At 67.4% G+C, this 7,915-nt stretch carries 10 protein-coding genes; 8 read left to right on the top strand and 2 right to left on the bottom strand.

Annotated elements, in window-relative coordinates; genetic code table 11:
• Positions 1-751: 751 nt before the first annotated feature.
• From ACFXJ8_RS43610 to ACFXJ8_RS43640, 7 genes are all read left to right on the top strand, one after another.
• Entirely contained in the window at positions 752-1,063 is a 312-nt protein-coding gene (locus ACFXJ8_RS43610) for a hypothetical protein (protein ID WP_379651412.1), read from the top strand.
• Entirely contained in the window at positions 996-1,508 is a 513-nt protein-coding gene (locus ACFXJ8_RS43615) for a DUF6879 family protein (RefSeq protein ID WP_379651414.1), read from the top strand. The genes ACFXJ8_RS43610 and ACFXJ8_RS43615 overlap by 68 nt, the downstream gene beginning before the upstream one ends.
• Before the next feature lie 11 nt (positions 1,509-1,519).
• Positions 1,520-2,377 (top strand): helix-turn-helix domain-containing protein, encoded by an 858-nt coding sequence (locus ACFXJ8_RS43620; RefSeq protein ID WP_379651415.1) that lies wholly within the window; start codon positions 1,520-1,522, stop codon positions 2,375-2,377.
• 33 nt (positions 2,378-2,410) lie between these two features.
• On the top strand, positions 2,411-2,731 hold the full coding sequence (locus ACFXJ8_RS43625; protein WP_379651417.1) for a hypothetical protein: 321 nt from the start codon (positions 2,411-2,413) through the stop codon (positions 2,729-2,731).
• Positions 2,732-3,003: 272 nt separating this feature from the next.
• Positions 3,004-3,264 (top strand): hypothetical protein, encoded by a 261-nt coding sequence (locus ACFXJ8_RS43630; protein WP_379651419.1) that lies wholly within the window; start codon positions 3,004-3,006, stop codon positions 3,262-3,264.
• 15 nt (positions 3,265-3,279) lie between these two features.
• Positions 3,280-4,275 carry an ATP-grasp ribosomal peptide maturase gene (gene tgmB, locus ACFXJ8_RS43635; protein WP_379651421.1) on the top strand — a complete coding sequence of 332 codons (996 nt, stop codon included), beginning with the start codon at positions 3,280-3,282 and terminating at the stop codon, positions 4,273-4,275.
• Positions 4,263-5,447 carry a protein-L-isoaspartate O-methyltransferase gene (locus tag ACFXJ8_RS43640; RefSeq protein ID WP_379651423.1) on the top strand — a complete coding sequence of 395 codons (1,185 nt, stop codon included), beginning with the start codon at positions 4,263-4,265 and terminating at the stop codon, positions 5,445-5,447. The genes tgmB and ACFXJ8_RS43640 overlap by 13 nt, the downstream gene beginning before the upstream one ends.
• A 414-nt stretch (positions 5,448-5,861) precedes the next feature.
• Here ACFXJ8_RS43640 and ACFXJ8_RS43645 read toward each other — a convergent pair whose 3' ends face one another.
• Together ACFXJ8_RS43645 and ACFXJ8_RS43650 are read right to left on the bottom strand one after the other, a co-directional pair.
• Positions 5,862-6,383, bottom strand: a complete 522-nt coding sequence (locus tag ACFXJ8_RS43645) for a superoxide dismutase family protein (RefSeq protein ID WP_379651425.1) — start codon at positions 6,381-6,383, stop codon at positions 5,862-5,864.
• Between the two features lie 52 nt (positions 6,384-6,435).
• The gene (locus tag ACFXJ8_RS43650; RefSeq protein WP_379651427.1) at positions 6,436-6,684 is read right to left on the bottom strand and encodes a 4a-hydroxytetrahydrobiopterin dehydratase; all 249 of its coding nucleotides are present in this window, start codon (positions 6,682-6,684) and stop codon (positions 6,436-6,438) included.
• A gap of 209 nt (positions 6,685-6,893) precedes the next feature.
• Between ACFXJ8_RS43650 and ACFXJ8_RS43655 the strand changes: the two genes are divergently transcribed.
• Positions 6,894-7,915, top strand: a 1,022-nt coding sequence (locus ACFXJ8_RS43655) for an RNA-guided endonuclease InsQ/TnpB family protein (RefSeq protein WP_379651429.1), incomplete at its 3' end; no start/stop codon positions are given.

A 7,915-nucleotide genomic window follows, 5' to 3' on the forward strand; every position in this document is an offset into this window, starting at 1 on the left:
CACCGTCCGACTCGACACCTGAAACAGCAGCCGCCTAAGATCAACCCACGGCACCTACCTCGTTGAGCCTTTTACACCGCTCCGAGGACGCGACCCGCAGGCGCTCGGGCAATGGGTCATCGCGCCCACGCCTCGACCAGTCGCGCGATGTGACAGCCATGAGCAGGCAACGAAGCTCCTTTGTCCGGCTGACCGCTCTCGACAATCACAGTCCTCGCAGGAGCTCAATTCGATGTCCGGCCAAGATCCAGGAGCGGTACCCGATCCCGATCTCCCAACGTGTCCTCCAGGCGGCCAAGACCGGGGTCGAAGGGGCTGGAAAGCCCCTGGGAAGAACAGCCCCGAACCCGAGCGCGCGCAGCGCGCCACCGTGAGGGACCATGCCCTTGGCCAGGCCGAGAGGGAGCATGCCCTCGCCGGCTGTTGGCCAGGTTCTGCGCGCGTGCGGTCTCACCTGGGAAAACGTCGGCACCGTGCGCTCTTGAGACGCAGTGTCGGGCCGCGGACGGCGGACGTCCCTGAGGACCGAATACCCACTACTTCGTCTTCGGCCCCGTCGGCATGGGTCTGTTCTGGGTCTCCAACGGGACACCCATTGGCACCTCAGGCCGGAACGGGTGCTGGCCCGCATCCCACCCACTGCGCCAGCGCAGGAAGCCCGCCCGTCAGCTTGCGCTCAGGCCGCTTGACGTGGATCGGCACAGCATGCACCCTCAGTGAGGCGACTCGCGACCTTCGGAGGTGCAATCTCATGCAATCCCCCGGCACTGGCGACGACATGCGGCTTACCTTCTACTGCAAGGACCCCGACTCCAAGACCAAGGACGATTGCCCCAGCTTCTATCGCACGAGTCGTGGAAGCTGGGTGGTGCAGGGCAACCGCCAAGGCGAAAGCGTCGCCGTCCAACTTCATGCCTTGCGGGACGACGAGACATTCGTAGAGATCCCGGAGGCACTGGCCGAGCGGTTCGTGCACATGTACGTCGAGGAGCGCTATGGAGTTGATCTCGGTCAAGCAGCGATCCAAGCTGCTCACGGGCGTACGCGAGACCCTCAAGCTTGAACAGTGTGACTTCTACGCTGTAGACGCCGAGGACCTGGCGCTGTTCCGTGCGGGCGATCTCGACGCCGTGGCTGCCTCATACCAGGCATGGGCTGACAGCGTTGCGGAGATGGAGCGGGCCGGGGAGCACCTGCGGCGGATTCGCGTGATCTCTGAGCCCTTGTCGGACTATCAGCGGATGGCCGTCCAATTCAGCGGCCCGGCGGTCGAGGCGGGCGAGGATCTGCGCTGGCTACCCCGACGGCTGACCTCCACGCTGCCCCTTCCCGGCAATGACTTCTTCGTGCTGGACGGTCACACCGCCGTGTTCAACGTCATGGACGGGAACGGGGATCGCGCCGAGATCCAGCTCTACACCGAGCCTGAGGTGGTCAAGCTGTGCCTGGACGCCTTCGAGGCTGCCTGGGCGCTGGCTGTCCCTCACCACGAATACAAGCCCGCCTAAGACACCCAGCCGTGCAAGACCAGTCGGCCGAAGCCAGGAAGGCGTTCGGGATCAGGCTGCGGGATCTCCGCCGGGACGCCGGGCTGAACGGCAGGCAACTGGCGGCCCTCACCGACCTGCACCCCACCAAGATCTCGCGCATCGAGCACGCCCGGCAGAACCCGTCCGAGGACGACATCCGGGCGTGGTGCATCGCCTGCGGCGCGGACCGGCTTATCCCCGAGCTGATCGCCGTCTACCGCGACGTGCAGCGCATGTGGGAGGAGTACCGGGAGGACTTCCGCAAGAAGAGCCAGAAGGCCATCCAGGCGGCCGGGACCCCCCTCTACGAGCAGACCAAGCTCCTGCGCGCCTACGAGGCCATCGTGGTGCCCGGAATTCTGCAAACATCGGGTTACCTGCGCGGCGTCCTGACTGCGAACGCGATCCTTCACGGACTGCCGCTCGACGGGGTAGAGGAAGCTGTCCAAGCCCGGCTGGAGCGCCAGCATCTGGTGACGGGCGGCACCGCCCACATGTACAGCTTCGTCATGGAGGCCGCCGTCCTGACCTACGCCTTCGGCGACCTGGCCGCCATGAACGAGCAGTTCGACTTCCTCTCGCGCGTCACCCGTCTGCCCAACGTGGCCTTCGGGATCATTCCGCCAGGCTTTCGCAGGCTCTGGGGCGGCGAATGCTTCTACATGTTCGACACTTCCCTCGTGCGCAGTGAACTGTGGACGGGCCGCTTCCAGACGACACGGGCCGAGGACATCGCGTTCTTCCTCAAGGCATTCACCGCGCTCCAAGAGCAGGCCGTCTACGGGGCCGCCGCCCGTGAACTGATCGAGGGGGCACGCGAGTTTCTGCAATCTCGTGAAATCTCATAGACCCCCAGGTGAACGGGCCTCAACCCTGGGTGCATGACCCCCCGAGCCGCCGAGATCACCCGCGACGAGATCACCGCCGAGCGCCACGCGCAGAGCCTGAAGGATGTCAGGGGACGCCTCGCCAGCTCTACGGCGGTGCGGGCGCTCCTGGTCCAACGCATCCGCCTCCAGTTGCGCGACAGGTGGCCGACATGCGCCGAGTATTGGGAACCGGTGCTGGAGATCCGCGACCCTCGGGGGTGCTGGCGGGCCACCATCACCATTTCCAGCGATGAGTTCGCCGTGCGACTGCCCGGAGGAACCGTTCACGTGCAGCGGCCCGAGCAGGCCGCCCTCCTGGCGGAGGCATTGTGATCGAGCGGGGGTTGGCGACCCTCGTCCGTGACTTCTCCCGCTGGGAGCTAGCCGAAAGCTGTGTCCCAGGCTCGTTCATTGCCCTGCGTCGCGTTCCGGCCCCGGGCAAGGAGAACGTGCACTGTGCCGAGTCCCTCCAGGCGCTTCGGCAGACGCTGGAGGTCGACGAACGAGGCCAGCCGACCGTCCAACCGGCCACCAGCCGCCGACGCGGCGGCCATCTCCGCAAGGTCAGTTGAACCCCACGAGAAAGGCTCACCATGTCCCAGACCATGACCGAGCTGGACCTGATCACACACTCGCCGGACGGCGAGTCACGCGGGCTGGTCTTCCGCGTAGGAGACGTCTTCCCCCTCCTGCCGACCAAGCACATCCTGTCCGCCCCGGCGACTCCGGCCAGTGACGCGCGCCCGTGGGGGCTGCGTTTCCTGGTGCTCCCGCCCATCACGGCGGGCAAGCACGAGGGGGCGACCAGGCCCACCAGCTCCAGCAACCCGGACGGTAGCGCGCCCGAGGAAATCGGCACCGACTGACGAGAGGATCTGCCTGTGACCCACACCGTCCTGATCATCACGGACGACACCGATGTCGTGGCTCAGCGAGTGGCCGCCGAGCTCGCCGTACGCGGCATCCCGGTCGTCACGGTCGACACCGCTGACTTCCCCCGAAAGCTCGCGATGGCGGCCATGATCGAGGCGGGTGCCGACGGCTGGGCGGGCCAGCTCGCCGGCGCCGACGGCCGCCAGCAGCTCGACCTGACCCGCGTGGGCGCCGTCTACTGGCGCAGACCCACGCAGTTCGCCATGGACGACCGCATGTCTAGCCCCGAGCAGGCGTTCGCCTACGGGGAGGCCCGCTATGGGTTCGGCGGCATCCTGATCGCCCTCGGGCAGAGCGGCTGCCTGTGGGTGAACGACCCCATGGCGGCCATGCGCGCCGAGTACAAGCCGGTCCAGCTCGCCGTCGCCGCCCAGGTCGGTCTGATCATCCCGCCCAGCATCATCACCAACGACCCACAGGCGGCCCACACCTGGGCCAAGGAGCGGGGCAAGCCGATCATCTACAAGCCCGTGTCCGGGGTATGGCACGCCGACGAGGGCCGCATCAGGGCGATGTACACCTCGCCCGTGGGTGACTTCGACGAGCTCCTGAACCCGGCGTTCGCCAGGACGGCGCAGCTTCTCCAGGAGCAGATGCCGAAAGAGTTCGAGGCCCGCGCGGTCGTCGTCGGCACGCGCGTATTCACCGTTCGCATCGACGCCTCCACCGAGGCGGGCAAGACCGACTGGCGCTCGGACTACGACTCCCTGACCTACACGGCGATCGGCCTTCCCGAGGATGTCGAAAAGGGCCTGGTGGCGCTGCACGAGCGCCTCGGCCTGGTCTACGGGGCGAGCGATCTGCTCTGCACGCCGTCCGGCGAGTGGGTATATCTGGAGACCAATCAGCGGGGGGAGTGGTTCTGGCTGGCCGATGAGACCGGCCTGCCGATCGCCTCGGCTCTGGCCGACATCCTTCAGGAAGGACCTACGTGGACACGGTGAGTTCGCCGGACACGGCGGTTGTCGAGGAGTTGGCGCGACGGCTGGCCGAGGACCTCCGGTCCCGGAGGCTGCTGACGAGTGAGCGGTGGGCGCAGGCGCTCGAAAGGGTCCCGCGCCACCTGTTCGCACCCGGCTCGGGCTGGGCCAAGCCGGACCGCTGGAACGAGATCGGCTTCCGCATCGACCACGACCAGGACTCGGCGGCCTGGTGGAACGCCGTGTACTCGGACGCGGCGATCATCATCCAGTCCGACGACGGCGGTATCGATCCGGCAGAGGGGAGAGGCGAGTCCAGTTCGTCGGTCTCCGCGCCGGGCGTGGTCTTCCCGTTCCTGGAGCTGCTGGCCCCGCGCCGGGGCGACCGGGTCCTGGAGATCGGCACCGGCTCGGGGTGGACAGCCTCCCTGCTGTCATGGTGGGCCGGTGCCGAAGGAATCACCTCCATCGAGGTGGACCCCGTCGTCGCGGCCGGTGCGGCGGCCAACATCGAAGCGGCCGGGTTTGCTCCTCATCTTGTGGTGGGTGATGGGCTGAAGGGCTGTCCCGAGCGGGCGCCCTTCGACCGGGTCCACGTCACGGCGGGCGTGGCCGACATCCCGACGGCCTGGATCGAGCAGACCCGGCCGGGCGGGCTGATCGTCCTGCCGTGGCAGCCGGGCGGCGCGACCGGCCACAAGCTGAGGCTCACCGTGGTCGACGAGTCCACGGCCGTCGGGTCCTTCCACGGCCGCGCCAACTACATGATGGTTCGCTCCCAGCGCAGCGACCACGTCTGGAACTCCCACCACAGGGAGGACGCAGCGGCCAGCATGACTCGGCTGGACCCGCGCACGGTCGTCCGCGCCGACCTGGGCGCGCACCTGGTCAGTCTGGCGCTGGCGCCCGGCATCGGTTGGACGGTGGTCAGCGAGCCGGACGGGTATTCGCTGCTGTTGCAGGAGGCAGGGAACCCGGAGGGCTCGTGGGCCGCGTGCGACGCGACCCCGGGCGCCGCCAACTACGAGGTCACGCAGTACGGCCCGCGCCGTCTGTGGGACGAGGTGGCCGACGCCTACCTCACGTGGGTGTCGTTGGGCAGTCCAGCGGCTGAACGGTTCCGGCTCACCATCCGGCCCGAAGAGACGCGCTTGTGGGTCGACCAGCCTAACGGCGTGGGGTGGGACCTGCCTTAGTCCACGAACCCCGGCTTCGAGGGGGTCTGGGGCTCCCGTCCGCTGATAGGACTACTTCACCCGGCGCATCCGCTTGTGTGTCGAGCCTGAAGTACGTGGCCAGATGGCGGTCAAGGAGCACGACGAGCTTCCTGATGGCGGCCGCGAGGAATGCGACGTTCAGTAACCAATCGTCTGCCGCGTAGCCAACGAAGCTCGTCGATCTCGACAATCGCAGTCAATGCCTGGCCAAGATCCAGGAGCGGTCCCCGATCCTGATCTCCGCGTGGCCCTCCAGGCGGCCAAGGCCGGGGTCGAAGGGGCTGGAAAGCCCCTGGGAAGAACAGCCCCGAACCCGAGCGCGCGGAGCGCGCCACCGTGAGGGACCATGCCGTTGGCCGGGCCGGGAGGGACCATGCCCTGCCGTACTGCGCTCTACTTGAGGGTCAGGCAGGCGACGCGGGCTCCGGCTGTGCCGTCGGGCTTGGTGGCGGCGGAGTGGATGACCAGTGAGTGCGGCACCCGGTCGGACGTCAGCGCCCACGCGTTGCGCGAGCTCGCGGTCGCCGCCCCCTCGTTGTCGGTCTTGACGTCGAGCCACACCTCGTTGGTGGCGTTGACGGTTCCGTGGGCGTGCTGGAAGTGCGGCCCCGAGTCGTCGGGCTTGCGGCCGCACGCCTTGGTGTGCAGGTGCACGCCGTACTTGCGGTCGGGCAGCAGGCCCTCGGCGACGAACGACGAGCGGGTCTGGCCGTCGGCCGACTCCACGGTGACGCTGGCCTGCGCACCGGCGGGGGCCAGCTTGGCGTCGTAGACGATGGCGGAGGTGTCCTTGGCGCTGAACTCGCCGCCGCCGGACAGCCGTACCCCATCGGCGGGCGTCGGCACGACGGCGGTGGTCGGGGCGGCGCACGCCCCGACGGTCAGCAGGGAAAGCAGCAGAGCTGGCAGGCGCATGACGAGTCTCCAGAACGAACGGGAGACCCCACTCTACTGAGTAGTCATGCTGCTACGCTCCGTATTCGCGAGCGATGTCGTCGATGATGGCGGCCAACGTGTGGTCACGTTCGGTGAGGCGGCCCGCGTCGTGCGTGGTCAGCGCGAAGTGCAGGGTACGCCAGCGGATGTCGATGTCGGGATGGTGGTTGAGCTCCTCGGCCTTGACCGCGATCGCGTCGACGATGCGGATGGCCGTGGGGAAGTCCGGCGCCTTGATCGTGCGCCGGAGCACCTCCCCGTCCTGCTTCCAGTCGGTCATACCGGCCACGTTACCGGAGGTACGCAGAAAGCCTTGGCCTTCAGTTCAGCTCTGGAGACCGCAACCAGTTCAGCTCTGGAGACTGCAACCCTTGGCGGGTAGAGCGGAAACCTCGTGTGCCGTTCCGGTATTCGTCTGACGGCGTCATAGGCCAGTAGATAGTGTGTTCGAGCCTGTGGGAGGTCAGTGTCGTGAGGGGGTGGTGTTCGGTGAAGCTGCGCTACAACTACCGGCTCTACCCGGACACGGCCCAGCGAGAGCTGCTGGCCCGGACGTTCGGATGCGTCCGCGCCGTGTGGAACGACGCGCTCGCCCGGCGCAAAGCCGCGTGGAAGGCCGACCGGACCCGGATCAGCGGCACGGAGCTGCAGAAGATCTGCATCACCGCCGCGAAGCGGACCCCCGAGCGGGAATGGCTCGGGCAGGTCTCCCCGGTGCCGTTGCAGCAGTCGCTACGAGACCTCGACGTGGCATACAAGAACTTCTTCGACTCGGTGTCGGGCAAACGGAAAGGCCCGAAAATGGGCCTGCCCGTCTTCAAGTCCCGCCACGATCACCGGCAGTCGGCCCGGTTCAACACCAACGCCTTCAAGCTCCGCGCCGACGGCACTTTGTATCTCGCGAAGATCGGCGAGATCGAGGTCCGGTGGTCGCGCGAGCTGCCCGCTCCCCCTTCCAGCGTGACGGTCATCCAGGATGCGGCGGGCAGATACTTCGCCTCCTTCGTCATCGAACTCGACGACGACGCCCACACGCTCCCGCAAACAGACAGCGAGGCCGGGATCGATCTGGGTCTGACCCACTACGCGGTCACCTCCGACGGCGAGAAGATCGCGAACCCGAAGTGGCTGCGCCGCAGGGAACGCAAGCTCAAGAAACTCCAGCGTGCCCTGTCACGTAAGAAGAAGGGGAGCGCCAACCGAGCCAAAGCCCGGATCAAGGTCGCCCGTCAGCACGCCAAAGTCGCCGACGCCCGCCGAGACTTCCTGCACCAAACCAGCACCACACTGCTCCGCGAGAACCAAACGGTAGTGGTGGAGGCTCTGGCCGTGCAGGGCCTGGCAAGGGGCATGCTCGCCAAGGCCGTGAACGACGCCTCCTGGGGCGCGTTCCTGCGGCTGCTACTGGGCAAGGCCGCCCGGTACGGGCGCGAGTTCACCCAGATCGACCGCTGGTACCCGTCCTCGCAGCTGTGCCCGTGCTGCGGCTGGAAGATCGGGAAACTCGCTCT

This window comes from Nonomuraea sp. NPDC059194, from assembly GCF_042754765.1.
In the GTDB taxonomy this organism is placed as follows: Bacteria; Actinomycetota; Actinomycetes; order Streptosporangiales; family Streptosporangiaceae; genus Nonomuraea.

Excerpts from the sequence above, each read along its gene's own strand:
- ACFXJ8_RS43645 (WP_379651425.1), bottom strand. The coding sequence starts at position 6,383 with ATGCGCCTGCCAGCTCTGCTGCTTTCCCTGCTGACCGTCGGGGCGTGC.
- ACFXJ8_RS43615 (WP_379651414.1), top strand. The coding sequence starts at position 996 with ATGGAGTTGATCTCGGTCAAGCAGCGATCCAAGCTGCTCACGGGCGTA.
- ACFXJ8_RS43650 (WP_379651427.1), bottom strand. The coding sequence starts at position 6,684 with ATGACCGACTGGAAGCAGGACGGGGAGGTGCTCCGGCGCACGATCAAG.
- ACFXJ8_RS43610 (WP_379651412.1), top strand. The coding sequence starts at position 752 with ATGCAATCCCCCGGCACTGGCGACGACATGCGGCTTACCTTCTACTGC.
- ACFXJ8_RS43630 (WP_379651419.1), top strand. The coding sequence starts at position 3,004 with ATGACCGAGCTGGACCTGATCACACACTCGCCGGACGGCGAGTCACGC.
- ACFXJ8_RS43625 (WP_379651417.1), top strand. The coding sequence starts at position 2,411 with ATGACCCCCCGAGCCGCCGAGATCACCCGCGACGAGATCACCGCCGAG.